Below are 18,055 nucleotides of genomic sequence, written 5' to 3' on the forward strand. Positions count from 1 at the left end.
TCGGTCGAGTTCGGCCAGCGCCGCCGGCAGCGGCAGGCCCGGGGTCGCGATCGTCGACTGTTCGGCGAGGAACTCGGCGACGCCCGCCGGGGTCGGGTAGTCGAAGATCAGCGTGGCGGGCAGTTGCAGTCCCGACCCCGCGTTGAGCCGGTTGCGCAGCTCCACCGCCGTCAGCGAATCGAACCCGAGCTCGCGGAAGGCCCGTTCGGGCTCGACGGTGGCCGGGTCGCCGTGCCCGAGCACCACGGCCGTCTCGGCGCGGACGAACTCCAGGACGACGGACTCTCGTTCGGCACCGGTCAACCCGACGAGTCGACCCGGCAGGGTGGGTCCGGCGTCCTCGGTCGGCCGGGAAGGCTCGTCGGGCAGTGCGCCGGCGTCGCCTCGGGCGGTCCGGCTGCCGTCCAGCCAGTACCGCTCGTGCTGAAACGCGTAGGTGGGCAACTCCACCCGGCGCGGTCGGTACCCGGCGTAGGCCGTGCTCCAGTCGACGTCGACGCCGCGCACCCACAGCTCGGCGAGGGAGGTGTACAGGCGCTGCGCGCCGCCCTGGTCGCGGCGCAGCGTGCCGACCACCAGCGACCGGGTCGCCGCGGCGTCCTCCAGGGTGTCCTGGATCGCGGCCACCAGCACCGGATGCGGGCTCACCTCGACGAACACCCCGTGTCCGGCGGCGGCGAGGCCGCGGGTGGCCTCCTCGAACCGCACGGTCTCGCGGAGGTTGTCCGCCCAGTAGGCGGCGTCCATCGTCGCGGTGTCCAGCCACTCGCCGGTGAGCGTCGAGCGCAGCGGCACCGAGCCGGAGACGGGCACGATCGGGGCGAGGTCGGCCAGGATGCGCTCGCGGATCTCGTCCACGTGGGCCGAGTGCGACGCGTAGTCCACCGGGATCAACCGGGCCCGGCCACCCTCGGCGGTGACCGAGTCGACCAGTTCGGTGAGCGTTTCGGGCTCGCCCGACACCACCACCTGCCCGGGGCCGTTCACCGCCGCGATCGAGATCTTCCCGTCCCAGCGGGCGATGCGCTCCCGGACCTGGGTCTCGGGGAGCGCCAGGGAGGCCATCCCGCCGCGCCCGGACAGCGCCACGATCGCCCGACTGCGCAACGCGACGACCCGAGCGCCGTCCGCGAGCGAGAGACCGCCGGCGACCACGGCGGCGGCGATCTCGCCCTGCGAGTGGCCGACCACGGCATCGGGGGTCACGCCGTACGAGCGCCACACTTGCGCCAGCGAGACCAGTACGGCCCACAACACGGGCTGGACCACGTCCACCCGATCCAGCGTGGGCGCGCCCTCGACGCCGGTCAGCACGTCGACGGCCGACCAGTCCACGAACGGTTCCAACACCTTGGCGCACTCACCGAATCGGGACGCGAACACCGGGGACTGGACCAGCAGTTCGGCGGCCATTCCGGTCCACTGCGAGCCCTGGCCGGGGAAGACGAACACCGTGCGGCCGAGCGGGCCGGTCGCCGATCCGGTCACCACGCCGGCGGCGGAGTCGCCTCGGGCGAGCGCGGCCAGGCCGGTGGTCGGCGAGTCGCGGGCCACGATCACCACGGCGCGCTCTTCGAGCGCGGCCCGGCTGCCGATCAGGGCCGCGCCGACGTCCACCGGGTGGGGGTCGGCCGCCGTGACGAACTCGGCGAGCCTGGCCGCCTGTCCGCGCAGCGCCGGGGCCCGCTTGGCGGACACGATCCAGGGCAGCACCACGTCGGGGCGCGGGTCGTTCGGTTCGGGTTCGGGCTCCAGTGGCGGTTGTTCCAGGATCACGTGCGCGTTGGTGCCGCTGACTCCGAACGAGGAGACCCCGGCCCGACGTGGCCGGCCGGTCTGCGGCCACGGCCGAGCCTGCGTCAACAACCGCACCGCGCCCGCCGACCAGTCCACATGCGGACTCGGCTCGTCCACATGCAACGTCTTCGGCAACACACCGTGTCGCAACGCCTCGACCATCTTGATCACCCCGGCCACCCCCGCCGCGGCCTGCGCATGCCCGATATTCGACTTCAACGAGCCCAACCACAAAGGCTCTTCGGCCGACCGACCCTGACCATAGGTCGCCAACAGGGCCTGCGCCTCGATCGGATCACCCAGCGTCGTCCCCGTCCCATGCGCCTCCACCACATCCACGTCACCGACCGCCAGCCCCGAATTCGCCAACGCCTGCCGAATCACCCGCTGCTGCGACGGACCATTCGGCGCCGTCAACCCATTCGACGCACCGTCCTGATTCACCGCACTGCCCCGCACCACCGCCAACACCCGATGCCCATAACGCCGCGCATCCGAGAGTCGCTCCAGCAGCAGCATGCCGATGCCCTCGGCCCAGCCGACGCCGTCCGCCGCCCCCGCGAACGCCTTGCAGCGGCCGTCCACGGACAAGCCGCGCTGCCGGGAGAACTCGGTGAACGCGCCGGGCGAGGCCATCACCGCGACACCGCCGGCGAGCGCCAGGTCGCTCTCGCCCAGCCGCAACGACTGCGCGGCGAGGTGCAGGGTGACCAGCGAGGACGAGCACGCGGTGTCGATGGTGACCGCCGGGCCCTCGAAGCCGAACGAGTAGGAGATCCGGCCGGACGCGACGCTGCCCGCGTTGCCGTTGCCGACGTAACCCTCCAGCGTGCTGGGCACGTTGCCCGGATGTGGCGCGTAGTCGTGGTACATCACACCGGCGAAGACGCCGGTTCGGCTGCCGCGCAGGGTCGTCGGGTCGATGCCGGCCTGCTCGATCACCTCCCACGTGGTCTCCAGGAGCAGCCGCTGTTGCGGATCGGTGGCCAGCGCCTCACGCGGCGAGATCTCGAAGAAGCCCGCGTCGAACTCGGCGGCGTCGTAGAGGAATCCGCCGTGCCTGGTGTACGACTTGCCGGCCGCCTCCGGGTCCGGGTCGAACAGCTCCTCGACGTCCCAGCCTCGATCGGTCGGGAACTCCCCCACCGCGTCGGTGCCGGCTTCGACCAGGCGCCACAGGTCGGCCGAGGAGGCGACGCCGCCCGGGAGCCGGCAGGCCATGCCGACGATGACGATCGGGTCGTCCGTCGACGGGGTGGGCAGGTTCGGGCCGGAGGCCGGTGCGACCGGCTCATCCCGCAGATCGCCGAGCAGTTCGCCGCGCAGGTACTCGGCCAGCGCGCCCGGGGTCGGGTAGTCGAAGACCAGCGTCGCGGGCAGCCGCAGGCCGGTACCGGTGTTGAGCCGGTTGCGCAGCTCGACGGCGGTGAGCGAGTCCATGCCCAGGTCGCTGAACGCCCGCCGGACGCCGACCGCGTCCGGCTCCGCGCCGAGCACGCCGGCGACCTCCGCGCGGACCAGGTCGAGCAGTTCCTGTTCGCGTTCGGCCGGGCCGAGAGCGGCCAACCGCCGGGCGAGCGAGGCCGCGCCGGCTGCCTGGGCGGCTGCGGCCTGCCGTCGCTGCGGCCGGACCAGGTCGCGCAGCAGCGCCGGGACCGCTTCCGGCCGGGCGCGCAGGCCGGCCAGGTCCAGCGGTGCGGGAATCAGGACGGCCCGGTCCGACTCGATCGAACCCCCGTCCGGCCGCACCGCCAGGTCGAACAGCCGCAGCCCGTCCGTCGAGGCCAGCGCGCGGATCCCGGCTCGGGCCGCGCGCCGGCGATCCGCGTCGGCCAGGTGCGCGGTCATCCCGCCCGCCTCGGCCCACATGCCCCAGGCCAGCGAGATCGCGGGCAGCCCGGCGGCACGGCGGCGGGCGGCGAGTGCGTCCAGGAAGCTGTTGGCCGCCGCGTAGTTTCCCTGGCCGGGGCCGCCGAGTACGGCCGCCACCGAGGAGAACAACACGAAGCCCGCCAGGTCATGTTCGCGGGTCAGCTCGTGCAGATGCCAACTCGCGTCGGCCTTGGGCCGGAGCACCGCGGCCAGCCGCTCGGGGGTGAGCGCGTCGAGCACACCGTCGTCGATGACCCCCGCCGCATGCACGACGGCGGTCAGCGGATGGGCCACCGGCACGCTCGCGAGCAGCGCGGCCAGCGCCTCCCGGTCGGACACGTCCGTCGCCACGACGGTCACCTGCGCACCGAGCCCGGTCAGCTCGGCGACCAGATCACCCGCACCGGGTGTGTGAAACCCCCGACGGCCGGTCAACAACAGCCGGCGCAGGCCGTGTTCGACCACCAAATGGCGGGCCAGCAGTGCGCCGAGCACGCCGACGCCGCCGGTGATCAGGACCGTGCCGTCCGGATCCCAGCCGCGCACCTCGCGCGGATCGAGCGATACGGGCCGGCGCAGGCGCGGGACGTGCAACGCGCCCGCACGCAGCGCGAGTTGCGGTTCGTCGGTGGCCAGTGCGGTCGCGTACGCGGCGCCGAGGCCGGTCGGTGCGGCGAGGTCGTCCCGGTCGAGGTCGATCAGTACGATCCGACCCGGCTGTTCGGACTGGGCCGAGCGGACCAGGCCGGCCACCGCCGCGCCGGCCGGGTCGGGAGCGTCGCCGTCGGCCACGGCGAACGCGCCGCGGGTGAGTACCAGGACACGCTCGGCGTCGCCCTGGAGCACGGCCAGCACACGGGCGCTCTCCCGGTGCGCGGCGGCGAGAATGTCCTCCGGCCCGGTCTCGACCGCGACCACGAGGGTGCCGTCGTCGAGCGACTCGGTATCCGAGCCGGGCTCGATGCCCACCGTCGCGGGTAGTTCGACCCAGCCCGGCTCGAACAGGGTGTCCTGCCCCGCCGAACGCGACGCGTCGAGCTGATCCGCCGTCACCGGCCGGGTGGCCAAAGCCTCGATCGATGCCACCGGGGCGCCGCTCGCGTCGGCGGCCCGGAAGGTCAGTTCGCCCGGACCGGTCATCGCGATCCGAACGCGCAGCGCGGTCGCGCCGGCGGCGTGCAGCCGTACCCCGTTCCAGACGAACGGCAGTCGACGGCCCGCTTCCGCCGCCGACTCGTCCAGGTCGCGCACCGACGCGAGGTGCAGAGCCGCGTCGAAAAGCGCCGGGTGGATGCCGAACCGGGCCGCGTCCGGATGCGCTTCGGCGGGCAGGGCGACCTCGGCGAGCAGTTCGTCGCCGAGCCGCCAGGCGGCCCGCAGGCCCCGGAAGGTCGGCCCGTACCCGATCCCGGCCTCCGCGAGCGCGGCGTAGGCCCCGCTCACGTCGAGCGCCGTCGCCCCGACCGGCGGCCACTGCTCGGGCTCGGCGGCGGCGCGCGGCGTGTCCTCGGACGCGACCAGGAAACCGGCCGCGTGCCGCACCCACGGCGTGTCCGGCTCGGCCTGCTCCGGCCGGGCGTACACCGCGATCGACCGCCGGTCGGCCGGCTCGCCGGTGGAGCCGCCGACGACCACTTGGAGGTGCACCGCGTCCCGCTCGTGCAGGATCAGCGGCGCCTCGATCACCAACTCGTCCACGGTGTCCAGGCCGACCTCGTCACCGGCGCGGATCGCCGCTTCCACGAAGGCCGTTCCGGGCACCAGGGCCGAGCCGAACACGACGTGGTCGGCCAGCCACGGATGGGTGCGCAGGGACAGTCGGCCGGTCAGCAGCACCGTCTCGGTGCCGCCGTCCGCCGCCGCGTCCTCGCCGCCGGCGACCCGCAACGACGCGGCCACCAAGGGGTGGTCCGCCGCCACGAGGCCGAGCCCCGCCGCGTTCGTGGCGCCGCTCGCGGGTTGGTCGATCCAGAAGCGGCGGTGCTGGAACGCGTAGGTGGGCAGGTCGACCCGGCGGGCATCGGAACCGGCGTACAGGGCGGACCAGTCGACGTCGGCGCCGTGCGTGTACGCGGTGCCCAGTGCGAGCAGCGCGGTGTCCGGCTCCGGCCGATCGCGGCGCAGCGCCGCGGCGAACGCACTCTCCTCGGCAGCGGGTGTCTCGGCCAGGGTGTCCTGAGCCATCGCGGTCAACACGCCGTCCGGGCCGAGCTCCAGATAGGTGGTGACGCCGGCCGCCGCGAGGTGGTCGATCACGTCCTTGAAGCGGACCGCGTGGCGCACATGGGCCACCCAGTGGCCGGGATCGCCGAGCTCCTCGATGCCGACGGGCCGACCGGTGAGGTTGGAGACCACCGGGATGCGTGGGGCCCGGTAGGTGAGGCCGGCCGCGATCCGCTCGAACTCGGCGAGCATGCCGATCATCAGCGGCGAGTGGAACGCGTGGCTGACCCGCAGCCGCTTGGTCTTGCGGCCCTGCTCGGCGAAACCGGCGGCGACCGCGAGGGCCGCGTCGGCGTCGCCGGAGAGCACGATCGAGTGCGGTCCGTTGATCGCCGCGATGCCGACCAGGTCCACCTGCTCGGCCAGCGCGGCGGCGGCCTCCGTCTCGGTGGCCTGGATCGCGATCATCGCGCCGGTGGTCGGCATCGCCTGCATCAGCCGGGCCCGGGCCGCCACCAGCGTCGCCGCGTCGGCGATCGAGAGCACGTCCGCGACGTGTGCGGCGCTGAGTTCGCCGAGCGAGTGTCCGGTGACGAAGTCCGGTCGCAGGCCCCACGACGCGTACAGCCGGTGGAGCGCGACCTCGATCGCGAAGAGGGCGGGCTGCGCGTACACGGTGCGATCCAGTTGCTCGGCCGCGTCCTCGGCGACGCCGAACACCACGTCGCGCAGCGGATGCGGCACGTGGCCGGCGAGTTCGCGATCCAGCGCCGCGGCGATCTCGTCGAACGCGGCGGCGAACACCGGGTAGGCGTCGTACAGTTCGCGGCCCATGCCGACCCGCTGGCTGCCCTGACCGGTGAACAGGTAGGCGAGTGCGCCGGATCCGACGGCCGAACCACGCACCACGCCGGTGCTCGGCGTGTCGGCAGCGAGTGCGTCGAGGCCGGCCAGGAACCCGGCCGGCTCGCCGGCGACCAGCACCGCGCGCTCGTCGAACGCGGCCCGGGAGGTGGCCAGCGAATGGCCGATGTCCGCCGGGTCGCTCGCCTGGGCCTCGGCCTCGCGCAGGTGCGCGGCGAGTCGGGCGGCCTGGGCGCGCAACGCGGCGGGGGTTCGGGCGGAGAGCAGCCAGGGTGCGGCGGGAAGCGCGTTTCCGTGCCGCTCGGCCGCCTCGACGGCTTCGGGCTGCTCCAGGATCAGGTGCGCGTTCGTGCCGCTCGCGCCGAACGCGGAGATCCCGACCCGACGCGGGCGTCCCGTCTCCGGCCACGCGCGTGCCTCGGTGAGCAGCCGGACCGTGCCCGCCGACCAGTCCACGTGCGGCGTCGGCTCGTCCACGTGCAGCGTCTTGGGCAACACGCCGTGCCGCATCGCCTCGATCATCTTGATCACGCCGACGATCCCGGCGGCGGCCTGGGTGTGCCCGATGTTGGACTTGGCCGAACCGATCCACAGCGGCCGGTCCTCGGGGCGGTCCTTGCCGTAGGTCGCGATGAGCGCCTGCGCCTCGATCGGGTCGCCGAGCGTGGTCCCGGTGCCGTGCGCCTCGACCGCGTCGATGTCGGCCGCGTTCAGTCGGGCGTTGCGCAGTGCCTGCCGGATCACCCGCTGCTGGGACGGGCCGTTCGGCGCGGTCAGACCGTTGGACGCCCCGTCCTGGTTGACCGCGCTGCCGCGCAGCACGGCGAGCACCGGGTGGCCCAGTCGCCGGGCGTCCGCCAGCCGTTCCACCAGCACCAGGCCGGTGCCCTCGGACCATCCGGTGCCGTCGGCCGCACCGGCGAACGCCTTGCACCGGCCGTCCGGGGCCAGGCCGCGCTGCCGGGAGAACTCGGTGAATCCCAGCGGCGAGGCCATCAGGGTCACCCCGCCCGCGAGCGCGAGGTCGCATTCGCCGCCGCGCAGCGCGTGCGCCGCCAGGTGCAGCGCGACCAGCGAGGACGAGCACGCGGTGTCCACGGTGACCGCCGGGCCCTCGAAGCCGAACGAGTAGGCGATCCGCCCGGACGCGACGCTGGCCGCGTTGCCGTTGCCGATGTAGCCGCCGACCTCGTCGGGCACCTCGGTCAGCCGAGCCGCGTAGTCCTGCCCGTTCAGGCCCGCGAATACCCCGGTCCGGCTGCCCGCCAGCGTGCCGGGATCGATGCCGACCCGCTCGAACAGCTCCCAGGCGGTCTCCAGCAGAAGCCGGTGTTGCGGGTCCGTGGCGAGTGCCTCGCGCGGCGAGATGCCGAAGAACTCGGCGTCGAAACCGGCGATGTCGGGCAGGAACGCGCCCTGCCGGGTGTACGACTTGCCGGGTCGATCGGGATCGGGATCGTACAGCTCCTCGACGTCCCAGCCGCGGTCCTGCGGGAAGTCGCCGACCACGTCGATGCCTTCGGCCAGGATGCGCCACAACTGCTCGGGCGATTCGGCGCCACCGGGCAGCCGGCAGGCCGCCGAGACGATCGCGATCGGCTCGGGCGTCGGGTGTTGCGCCTCCTTGAGTTGTTCCCGGGTGTCGTGCAGCTCGACGGTGAGCCGCTTGAGCAGGTGGCGGATCTGCTGGTCGCTCATGGTGGTTGTGCCTTTCGCGGGGACCGACAAGTCAGGAGATGCCGAACTGCTTGCCGATGAATTCGATGAGCTCGTCGTCGGTGGCCGAGTCGATCTCCTCGGCGATGCCCGCGACTTCGGCCCCTTCCGGATCGCCGGCCGACGCCGCGCCGGCGGCCCAGCGGGCGGCGATCTCGGTCAGCCGTACCGCCGTCGCCGCATGCTCGGCCGGATCGCCGGCGGCGGCGTGCGCGAGCAGCGCCTCCAGCCGGTCGATCTCGGCCCGCACCGCGTCGGCGTCGGGGAGCAGGTCCGGGACGAGTTCGCCGTGCAGGTATTCGGCGAGCACGTTCGGGGTCGGGTAGTCGAAGACCAGCGTCGCGGGCAGCCGCAGGCCGGTCTCGGCGGTCAGCCGATTGCGCAGCTCGACCGCCGTCAACGAGTCGAACCCCTGGTCGCGGAACGGCTTCCCGGCCGCCACCGCGTCGGCGGAGGTGTGCCCGTGCACGATCGCCGCCTGGGTGCGCACCAGTGCGACCAGGTGCGGCCGGCGCTCCTCCCGAGCCAGGTCGGCGAGCGTCGCGGTGAGCCTGTCCGCCGCCGACTCGGCCGATCCGACGGTCGCGGTCGGGCCTACGGATCGGGCCGATCCGGCGGGTGTGCGCAGGAGTTCCGCCACCAGTGGGTGTGGACGGTCCCGGAACAACACGTCCCAGTCGATGTCGCACACCGTCAGGTGGCTCTCGTCCGCGTCCAGGATCCGTCCGAGCGCCTCGACCGCGAGCGCCGGATCGAGCATGGTCAGCCCCTGTCGACCGAGGCGCTCCTCGATCTCCGGCGCGGCGATCCCACCCCCGGCCCAGTGCCCCCAGGACACCGAGGTCGCGGGCAGCCCGTCGGCCCGACGACGGGCGGTGAGGGCGTCCAGATACGCGTTCCCCGGCGCGTAGTTGCCCTGCCCGGGGACTCCGCACAGGCCGGCCACCGAGGAGAACAGCACGAATGCCGACAGGTCCGCGTCCCGGGTGAGTTCGTCGAGATGGCGGGCGCCGTCCACCTTGACCCGCAACACCCGCTGCTGCTGGTCCGGGGTCAGGTCGCCGATCACCGCGTCGTCCAGGATCGCCGCCGCGTGCAATACCGCGGTCAGCGGGAACTCCGCCGGAACGTCGGCCAGTACGCCGGCCAGTGCGTCCCGATCCCCCACGTCGCACGAGGCGAAGGACACCCGGGCGCCCAGTGCGCCGATCTCCGCGGCCAGCCGCGCCGCGCCGGGCGCAGCCGCGCCGGTCCGGCTGACCAGGAGCACGTGTTCGGCCCCGCGCGCCGCGACCCAGCGGGCCACATGCCCACCCAGTGCCCCGGTGCCACCGGTCACCAGGACGGTGCCGGACGGCCGCCAATTCCCGGCCGGTCGGGCGGCACCGAGCGGCGCACGCACCAACCGACGTCCCCAGACGCCGGTCGGCCGCACCGCGACGTCCTTTTCGTCCACCGCTCCGGCCAGCACCGCCGACAGGCGGGCCCACACCGGGGATTCGGCGTCCGGGCCCGGGTACTCGCCCGGCAGGTCGACCAAACCGCCCCAGGACCGCGGACTCTCGGCCGCGACGACCCCGCCGAAGCCCCACACCAACGCCTGCTCGGGCACCCGCACCCGATCCGCCGGGCCCGCCGACACCGCACCGCTGGTGACCGCCCAGAGCGGCGCCGACACCCCGGCATCGTCGAGCGCCTGGACCAGCGCCACCGTCGCGGCCGCGCCCCAGGGCACCGCGTCGAACCCGGGCACGGTGCCCTCGGCCAGGGCCAACAGCGACACGACACCCGCGAGCGACTCGTGCTGTCCTGTCAGCAGGACCCGCAACGCGGCCCGCTCGGCCAGGTCATGCGCCACCGACACCCGCTCGACCCGAGCACCGGCGGCGCTCAGCAGCGGCGTCAGGAAGTCCGCCCACCCGATCGCGGCCGGCTCCTCCGGCACCACGAGCAACCACGTGCCGCGCAGGCCGCCGACTCCGGGACCGCCGACCGGGCGCCAGACGATGCGATGCCGCCACGCGTCGACGGCGGCGCCGGACCGGGTGCGGTCCCACCACGAGGACAGCGCGGGCAACACCGCGCCCAGCGTCTCCGCCGAGGCGTCCGCGCCCAGCGCTTCGGCCAGTCCGGCCCGGTCGCCACTCTCCACGAGCGCCCAGAACGCCGCGTCGATCGCCGCCCCCGAGCCCGCGCCACCACCTGTCGTCGCCGCCCCGGCCGGGGTGACGGCGTCGAGCCAGTAGCGCTTGCGCTCGAAGGGATACGTGGGCAGTTCGACCGGGCGCGGTCGGGCACCGGCGAAGGCGGCGGTCCAGTCGACCGGCACGCCCCGCACGAAGGCTTCGGCGAGTGAGGTGTACAGGCGCTGCACGCCACCCTGGTCACGACGCAACGTGCCGACCACGACCGGGTTCTCCGTACCCGCCTCGTCCAACGTCGCCTCGATCGCCGTGGTCAACACCGGATGCGGGCTCACCTCCACGAACACCCCGTGCCCCGAAGCCGCCAGACCCCGAGTGGCCTCCTCGAAGCGAACCGTCTCGCGCAGGTTCGTCGCCCAGTAGGCGGCATCCATCACAGCGGTGTCGATCCAGTCGCCGGTCACCGTCGACCACACCGGAACCGTCCCCGACACCGGCATGATTGCGGCCAGATCGGCCACGATCTCCCGACGAATTGCGTCGACTTGCGCCGAATGCGACGCGTAGTCCACGGGGATCAGACGGGCCCGGCCTCCCTCGGCCGTCACCGACGCGACCAACTCTTCCAGGGCCTCGGGCTCCCCCGACACGACCACCTGACCCGGGCCGTTCACCGCCGCGACCGAGATCCGCCCGTCCCACCCGGCAATCCGCTCACGGACCTCCGACTCCGGCAACGCCACCGAACCCATCCCGCCACGACCCGACAACGCGATGATCGCCCGACTGCGCAGTGCGACCACACGGGCGCCATCCGATACGGACAGCCCGCCGGCCACCACCGCCGCCGCGATCTCACCCTGCGAATGACCCACCAGCGCGTCCGGCAGCACCCCGAAGGACCGCCACACTTCGGCCAGCGACACCAACACCGCCCACAAAACCGGCTGGACCACATCCACCCGATCCAACGGCGGCGCACCCTCCGCACCCGTCAAGACCTCGACCGGCGACCAATCCACAAACGACTGCAACGCCTTCGCGCACTCCCCGAAACGCGCGGCGAAGACCGGGGACTGCGCATGGAGTTCCGCCGCCATCCCGACCCACTGCGAACCCTGACCGGGAAAGACGAACACCGTCTTCCCGACCGGCCCCGCCGACCCGGTCACCACGCCCGCCGCGCCCTCGCCGCCCGCGACCGCAGCCAGGCTCGGCGCGCGCGACGTCGTATCGGCGATCAGCACGGCCCGTTCGGGGAACAGCGCGCGGGAGGCGACCAGCGAGAAGCCGACGTCCACGGGGTCCTGGTGCAGTACGCCTCGGATGCGGCCGGCCTGTGCCCGCAACGCGTCCCGGGTCCGCCCCGACAACACCCAGGGCAGCACCTCGACCGCAGGTCGGGTCGTACCCTCTTCGATCTCCTGCTCCGCGTCCTCGGGCAGTTCGAGGATGACGTGGGCATTGGTCCCGCTCACCCCGAACGCCGACACCGCCGCCCGACGCGGTCGCCCGGTCTCCGGCCACGGCCGAGCCTGCGTCAACAACCGCACCGCGCCCGCCGACCAGTCCACATGCGGACTCGGCTCGTCCACATGCAACGTCTTCGGCAACACGCCGTGTCGCAACGCCTCGACCATCTTGATCACCCCGGCCACCCCCGCCGCGGCCTGCGCATGCCCGATATTCGACTTCAACGAGCCCAACCACAAAGGCTCTTCGGCCGACCGACCCTGACCATAGGTCGCCAACAGGGCCTGCGCCTCGATCGGATCACCCAGCGTCGTCCCCGTCCCATGCGCCTCCACCGCGTCCACATCACCGACCGCCAGCCCCGAATTCGCCAACGCCTGCCGAATCACCCGCTGCTGCGACGGACCATTCGGCGCCGTCAACCCATTCGACGCACCGTCCTGATTCACCGCACTGCCCCGCACCACCGCCAACACCCGATGCCCATAACGCCGCGCATCCGAGCGGCGTTCGAGCAGGAGGAGGCCGACGCCCTCGGCCCAACCCGTCCCGTCGGCGGCACCGGCGAATGCCTTGCAGCGGCCGTCCACGGACAACCCGCGCTGCCGGGAGAACTCGACGAACATCCCCGGTGTGGCCATCACCGCGACGCCGCCGGCCAACGCGAGATCGCTCTCCCCCGAGCGCAACGACTGGGCGGCCAGGTGCAGCGCCACCAGCGAGGACGAGCACGCGGTGTCCACCGTCACCGCCGGGCCCTCGAAGCCGAACGAATAGGAGATCCGGCCGGACGCGACGCTGCCCGCGCTCCCGGTGCCGAGATAGCCCTCCAACTCCCGTGGCGGCTCGGCCGGTCCGCGCCCGTAGTCGTGCCCGGCCATCCCGGCGAACACGCCGGTCCGGCTGCCGACCAGGGTGTCGGGGTTGATCCCGGCCCGCTCGAACGCCTCCCACGCGGTCTCCAGGAGCAGCCGCTGCTGCGGATCCATGGCGAGCGCCTCGCGCGGCGAGATGCCGAAGAACGCGCTGTCGAACTCGGTCGCGTCCGGCAGGAAGGCGCCACGACGGGTGTACGAGGTGCCCACCCGATCCGGGTCGGGGTCGTACAACCCGTCGACGTCCCAGCCCCGGTCGGTGGGGAATTCGCCCACGGCGTCCGTACCGGCGTCCACCAGCCGCCACAGATCGGCGGGCGAGGTCACCCCGCCCGGGAGCCGGCAGGCCATCCCGACGATCACGATCGGGTCGTCGGCGCGCACGTCGCCCTGCGCCGTGGCGTCGTCGGTCGTGGTGACGCGACCGACGAGTTCGCCGTGCAGGTATTCGGCGAGCACGTTCGGGGTCGGGTAGTCGAAGACCAGCGTCGCGGGCAGCCGCAGGCCGGTCTCGGCGGCCAGCCGATTGCGCAGCTCGACCGCCGTCAACGAGTCGAACCCCTGGTCGCGGAACGGCTTCCCGGGATCCACCGCGGCGGCACCACGATGTCCCTGGACGACCGCCGCCTGGGTGCGCACCACCTCGACCAGGAACCGCAGTCGATCGGCGCCGGTGAGCCCGGTCAGCCGATCCGCGAGGGTGTCGCCGCCCGGTGCGGCGGGGGTCGACGCGGGGGCGGCGGGGTGCGGGCCGCCCGCCTGGAGCAACTCGGCGACCAGCGGCGCGGGTCGGCCGCGAAAGAGCACGTCCCAGTCGATGTCGCACACCGTCAGGTGGGATTCGTCGGCGTCCAGCACCTGTTCCAGGACCCGGATGGCCGGTTCGGGGTCGAGCATCCGCAAACCCTGGCGGGCCAGCCGCTGTTCGACCTCGGGTGCGGCGATCCCGCCGCCGGCCCAGTGGCCCCACGAGATCGCCGTCGCGGGCAGCCCGGCGGCCCGGCGGCGGGCGGCCAGTGCGTCGAGGTGGGCGTTGCCGGGCGCGTAGTTGCCCTGACCGGGCACGCCGCAGATGCCGGCGAGCGAGGAGAACAGCACGAACGCGGACAGGTCCAGGTCGCGGGTGAGTTCGTCCAGGTGGCGGGCGCCGTCCACCTTGACCCGCAATACGCGGTCGAGCTGATCGACGGTCAGATCGGCGATCAGGGCGTCGTCGAGCACGGCCGCCGCGTGTACGACGGCGGTCAGCGGGAACTCCGCCGGGATGCCCGCGAGTACCTCCGCCAGGGCATCCCGGTCACCGACGTCGCAGGCCACGAACGAGACCCGGGCGCCGAACCCGGCCAGGTCCGCGGCAAGTTCACTCGCCCCGGGGGCATCGGCCCCCGATCGGCTCACCAGCAGCACATGCGCCGCGCCGCGGGCGGCGAACCGGCGGGCCACATGACCGCCCAGCGCGCCGGTGCCACCGGTGATCAGTACGGTGCCCGACGGCTGCCAGGACTCGGCCGCGACACCGGCGGCGTGCGGCGCCCGGACCAACCGGCGGGCCCACACCGCCGAGCCGCGCACCGCGATCTCGTTCTCGCCGGCCGCGCCGGACAACACCGAGGCCAACCGGGCCGACCCGGCGCCGGCCGGGACCCGCTCCGGCAAATCGATCAAGCCGGCCCAGAGATCGGGTAGTTCGGCTGCGGCGATGCCGCCGAAGCCCCACACCTGGGCCTGTTCGGGCACCCGCACCGGATCGCCGTCGCCGACCGAGACCGCACCGCTCGTGACCGCCCAGACCGGCGCCGACACGCCCGCGTCGCCCAGGCCCTGGACCAGCGCCACCGTCGCCGCCGCGCCCCACGGCACCGCCGCGAAGCCGGCGACGGAGCCCTCGGCGAGCGCGAGCAGCGACACGATCCCGGCCACCGACCCGTCGGCCGCCGCCACGGCCGCCGTCGACAGCGCGGCCAGCGCCGCCCGGTCCGCCCGATCCCGCTCGACCATCACGGGCCGCACCCGGCCCCCGGACGCGGCCAGCGCGGTGCCGAACCACTCGGCCCACGGCTCGGCCGGCGATCCCTCCGGGACCAGCAGCAGCCAGGTTCCGGCAAGCCTGCCCTCGGGCACACCGGCCACCGGGCGCCAGACGAGGCGATGCCGCCACGCGTCGGTGCCCGCGTCGGTACGGCGGCGGTCCCACCACGACGACAAGGCGGGCAGTACCGCATCCAGCGGCTCGCTCAGATCGCCGTCGACGTCGCCGAGCGCGGCGGACAGGCCGGCCCGGTCACCCCCGGCGACGAGGTCCCAGAACCCGGAGTCGACGGCCGCCGCGGCAGGCGGTGGCGCGTACTCGCCCGTGTCCAGCCAGAACCGCTCGCGCTGGAACGCGTACGTCGGCAGGTCCACCCGCTCGACCGCGCCCGCCTCGAACGCGGCCTCCCAGGCGACCGGCACACCACGTACGAACGCCTCGGCCAGCGAGGTGTGCAGCCGAAGCAGGTCGCCCTGGTCCCGGCGCAGCGTGCCGACGACCACGGCGTCGGCCGCATCGACCTCCTCCAGGGTGTCCTGGATCGCGGCGGTGAGCACGGGATGCGGGCTCACCTCGACGAAGACGCCGTGGTCCGCCGCCACGAGCCCCCGCACCGCCGCCGCGAACCGCACCGTCTCGCGCAGGTTGGTCGCCCAATAAACGCCGTCCAGCCGCGCCGTATCGATCCAGTCGCCGGTCACCGTCGACCACACCGGGACCGTCCCGGACACCGGCGCGAGCCCGGCCAGATCGGCCACGATCCGCTCCCGGATCTCCTCCACCTGGGCCGAATGCGACGCGTAGTCCACCGGAATCAAGCGGGCCCGACCACCCTCGGCCGTCACCGACGCGACCAACTCTTCCAGGGCCTCGGGCTCACCCGACACGACCACCTGCCCCGGGCCGTTCACCGCCGCGACCGAGATCCGCCCGTCCCACCGAACGATCCGCGCCGCCACGTCCGACTCGGGCAACGCCACCGAAGCCATCCCGCCACGACCCGACAACGCCACGATCGCCCGGCTGCGCAGTGCGACCACCCGTGCGCCGTCCTCCAGCGTCAACCCGCCCGCCACCACCGCCGCCGCGATCTCACCCTGCGAATGACCCACCAACGCATCCGGCACCACCCCGTACGACCGCCACACTTCGGCCAGCGACACCAACACCGCCCACAACACCGGCTGGACCACATCCACCCGATCCAACGACGGCACACCCTCCACACCGGTCAACACATCCACCGGCGACCAATCCACAAACGACTCCAGGGCTTTCGCGCACTCCCCGAAACGAGCCGCGAACACCGGGGACTGCGCGTACAGACCGGCCGCCATCCCCACCCACTGCGAACCCTGACCGGGAAAAACGAACACCGTCCGGCCGGTCACGTCCCCCGAGCCGGTGACCACGCCCGGTATCGATTCGCCGCGCGCCAACGCGCCGAGCCCGGTGCCCAGTGCGGCGGAGTTCGCGCCGAGCACGACCGCGCGTTCGGCGAAGACCGAGCGCGAGGTGGCGAGCGAGAAGCCGATCTCCCGGACGCCCGCACCCGCGTCGAGCCGGTCCGCCAGGCGGGCTGCCTGGGCCCGCAGCGCCGCAGCCGACTTGCCGGAGAGCACCCACGGAGTCGACGGCGCGGCCACCTGCGCGGGAGTCGGAGCGGACTCGCGGTCCTCGTCGGGCAGTTCCAGGATCACGTGTGCGTTGGTACCGCTGACGCCGAAGGCGGATACCGCCGCCCGGCGGGGTGCGGCCGTGTCCGGCCACGGTTGGGCCTGCGTCAACAACCGCACCGCGCCCGCCGACCAGTCCACATGGGTGGTGGGCTCGTCCACGTGCAGCGTCCTGGGCAATACGCCGTGCCGGAGTGCCTGGATCATCTTGATCACGCCCGCCACCCCGGCGGCGGCCTGTGCGTGGCCGATGTTGGACTTCAACGAACCCAGCCACAGCGGGCGTTCCGGGGCCCGGTCGCGGCCGTAGGTGGCGATCAGTGCCTGTGCCTCGATCGGGTCGCCGAGTCGGGTGCCGGTGCCGTGCGCCTCGACCACGTCCACGTCGGCCGGGGTGAGCCCCGCGTTCGTCAGGGCCCGGCGGATCACCCGCTGTTGCGACGGGCCGTTGGGGGCGGTCAGTTGGCTGCTGGTGCCGTCCTGGTTGACCGCGCTGCCGCGGATCACCGCGAGCACCCGGCGGCCGGCCCGGCGCGCGTCGGAGAGCCGTTCGAGGACGAGCAGTCCCACGCCCTCGGCCCAGCCGGTGCCGTCGGCGGCGCCCGCGAACGCCTTGCAGCGGCCGTCCGCCGACAGGCCGCGCTGGCGGGCGAACTCGACGAACATCCCGGGTGAGGCCATCACCGTCGCACCGCCCGCGAGGGCGAGATCGCACTCGCCCGAGCGCAACGACTGGGCGGCCAGGTGCAGCGCGACCAGCGACGACGAGCACGCGGTGTCCACGGTCACCGCCGGGCCCTCGAAGCCGAAGGTGTAGGAGATCCGACCGGACGCCACGCTGGTGGTGCTGCCGGTCAGCACGTAGCCGTCCACCCGGTCGGGTGTGCTCTTGTACAGGCGTGGGGTGTACTCCTGGGCGATCACGCCGGCGAACACCCCGGTGGCGGAGCCGCGGACGGCCGCCGGATCGATCCCGGCGTCCTCCAGGGCCTCCCACGCGGTCTCCAGGAGCAGCCGCTGCTGGGGGTCCGCCCCGAGCGCCTCACGGGGCGAGAGGCCGAAGAAGCCCGCGTCGAACTCCGCCGCGTCGTAGAGGAAACCGCCCTGCCGCGTGTACGTCTTGCCGACCGCATCCGGGTCCGCGTCGTACAGGCCGTCCAGGTCCCAGCCGCGGTCGGCGGGGAAGCCGCCGATCGCGTCGCGGCCCTCGGCCACCAGTTGCCACAGGTCCGCCGCCGAGTGCACGCCGCCGGGCAGTCGGCAGCCGATCCCGACCACGGCGATCGGTTCGTTTCGGGCTTCCTCGTTCTCCCGCAGGCGGCGCCGGGCCTGGTGCAGGTCGGCGGTCACCCGGGTGAGGTAGTCACGCAGCTTCTCTTCGTTCGCCATGGGGGTATCTGCCTTTTCCGTGCAGCGGATTCGCCGTGGTCGTGGTGCAAGTCGTGG

Annotated in this window: 1 protein-coding gene and 1 pseudogene; both read right to left on the minus strand. The window is 73.5% G+C overall.

Features of this window, described 5'->3' with window-relative positions; all coding sequences use genetic code 11:
- Window positions 1–108: 108 nt before the first annotated feature.
- Window positions 109–8,298: pseudogene (locus tag ACH4U8_RS38730) on the minus strand (type I polyketide synthase); the annotation flags it as partial.
- Between the two features lie 127 nt (window positions 8,299–8,425).
- On the minus strand, window positions 8,426–17,998 hold the full coding sequence (locus tag ACH4U8_RS38735; protein ID WP_395782831.1) for a type I polyketide synthase: 9,573 nt from the start codon (window positions 17,996–17,998) through the stop codon (window positions 8,426–8,428).
- Window positions 17,999–18,055 lie beyond the last annotated feature (57 nt).

The sequence above is a fragment of the Embleya sp. NPDC020886 genome (genome assembly GCF_044333915.1).
Taxonomy (GTDB): domain Bacteria; phylum Actinomycetota; class Actinomycetes; order Streptomycetales; family Streptomycetaceae; genus Embleya.

Bases quoted from the DNA above. Each gene is read 5' to 3' on its own strand.
- ACH4U8_RS38735 (WP_395782831.1), bottom strand. From the start codon at position 17,998: ATGGCGAACGAAGAGAAGCTGCGTGACTACCTCACCCGGGTGACCGCC.